Origin of the sequence: Acidithiobacillus albertensis, from assembly GCF_001931655.1 — a bacterium.
Lineage (GTDB): Bacteria > Pseudomonadota > Gammaproteobacteria > Acidithiobacillales > Acidithiobacillaceae > Acidithiobacillus > Acidithiobacillus thiooxidans.
Genome location: NZ_MOAD01000066.1, coordinates 1 through 2,006 on the forward strand (window position 1 = coordinate 1; position 2,006 = coordinate 2,006).

The 2,006-nt window shown below is 50.7% G+C and carries 2 protein-coding genes and 1 pseudogene; 2 read left to right on the plus strand and 1 reads right to left on the minus strand.

The genetic code is table 11. The annotated features are described in order from the left end of the window. The coding region (locus BLW97_RS17910; RefSeq protein WP_207650651.1) for a hypothetical protein at window positions 1-505 on the plus strand (505 nt) is incomplete at its 5' end. Between the two features lie 73 nt (window positions 506-578). Here the strand turns inward: BLW97_RS17910 and BLW97_RS17915 are convergent. Continuing rightward, a pseudogene (locus BLW97_RS17915) lies at window positions 579-938 on the minus strand (ISKra4 family transposase); the annotation flags it as partial. Window positions 939-1,022: 84 nt separating this feature from the next. On the opposite strand from BLW97_RS17915, the gene BLW97_RS17920 reads away from it, so the two are divergent. Beyond that, complete coding sequence (locus tag BLW97_RS17920; protein WP_075324150.1) at window positions 1,023-1,709, plus strand: MBL fold metallo-hydrolase; 687 nt, start codon at window positions 1,023-1,025, stop codon at window positions 1,707-1,709. The last annotated feature ends 297 nt before the right edge of the window (window positions 1,710-2,006 follow it).

Here is a 2,006-nt window from a genome sequence, read left to right on the forward strand (position 1 = left end):
TTATGTGCAGGCAGACCGGGCTAGTGCCTCGGGTATGGGCAGTATGATGGGAAACATGATGGGGGGTGATTCGCCTGACCACGAAGGCATGCGTGCCATGATGTCACCGGAGAATCGTGGACCCATGCGTACCGGGATGGAATTGTTCCAGGTCCATGCAGAGGTGCATCGCAAAGTGACTTTTCTGCCTAATGGGATACACGCGGTCACGATTTCGGCCGTGCCACATACGGTTGCATTACTCCAGGCACATGTGACCCAGATGTATCAGCGCCTGGCGGAAGACCAACCTTTCCCCTATCCGGCCAGTCGAAGCGTTCCCGTCATGTTCGCTCATCCAACGCTATATCAACGAAAACTGGACTATCTCAAGGATGGAGTGGCGGTGACAGAAACGTCGTCAGATCCGGAAATGATCCAGGTGATTCATGCCCACGCGCGTGAAATTACGCGCTTTGTCAAAGAAGGCATGCCTGCGATGATGCGGGGAATGATGTCCTCATGAAATGCAGGGATGCGGACTCAATTTTTGGGGCATCCATACATGGAGGGTGAATCATTCCGAGGGCTGAAGCCACTTATGCTGCATCCTTTGGCGTCGCCTGCTCATCCGTGCTCATCCCAGGGAACCAGCGGATGAAAGTTTTTCGTAGGTCATCGTTCAGGACCTGCACTCTTGTTTGCAGCAACAGATGCGTACCGCGTTGGGTCCAGCGCATCTGCTGCTTTTTCACGAAGCGTTTACTGACCACATAGTTCACCGTGGATTCGACAAAGGACGTGGAAATTACTTCGTCATGCCGGTAGCGGTCGCCGTAGTTGGGGATAAATGCCTGGTTGGCATCAATATAAATGCGAAATTCCCGTACCACCTTGCGCATTTTCTTCTTGTTCGCCGGATTCGCCTCCAGCCTCTCCAGATCGTCTTCTAAATGATTTTTCTCAATGCGACCCTAGCCTGGCTGTGACACGCTAGGCCATATTCGGAATTCACTGCAGCCTCTGGGTAAAAGGATAACGTCATGTATTTTCGACAACTGTTTCATATCGAGAGCAGTACCTACACCTACATTCTCGCGGATAATACCTGGCGCGATGCCGTGGTCATCGATGCGGTGGCCGAGGGTAGTGCCGAAGTTTTGCAGATTTTGCGTAATGAAGGCCTGCACCTGACTCATATTCTGGAAACCCATTTGCACGCCGATCATATCAGCGCTGCCCACAAACTCCGCGAGCAGACGGACGCACAGGTAGTCCTCAGTGTCCGAGCTCAAGCCGACTGTGCCGACATTGCGGTGGATGACGGCGATTTCCTGGTCTTGGGAGACGATGTTATTCGCGTACTTGCTACCCCTGGGCATACTCCTGAATCTCTAAGCTTTCGCTGGCATGATCGGGTTTTTACCGGTGACGCTCTGCTCATTGGCGGCTGTGGGCGCACTGACTTTCAGGGCGGCGATGCCGGCACCTTATACGACAGCATTACCACAAAACTTTTCACCTTACCTGACGAGACGTTGGTTTATCCCGGCCACGACTATCGTGGTCGCCGGGTGAGCTGCATCGGTGAGGAAAAACACAACAACCCGCGTCTCGCCAACAAATCGCGTGAGGAATTCATCGCTATCATGGCCGCACTCAATCTGCCACTTCCAAAATTGATTGATGTCTCCGTTCCGGCTAATCGTCTTTGTGGTGCCAAACCTTGATATAGCCGGTTACTCTGACAATTGCTGCGCCACCAAATGGCCTCGCCTCCCAAGCCATACCTCTAACATATTTCATCTTCAAGCTGTTAACACAACATGCCCATAGTTAATGAGAGCTAAGAAGCGGTGTTTTATGAAATTTAGTTGAAAATATAATTCATCTGAAAACCGAAAGCATTTTCAGCAAGAGATGTATTAATGGGAATATTGGTTCCAGAAATAATGCTATGCATAGTATTTTTAAAGGCATGCATATATCCCTCAGTCAGCTGCCAATGCCTGGAAATTTTTTCTGTT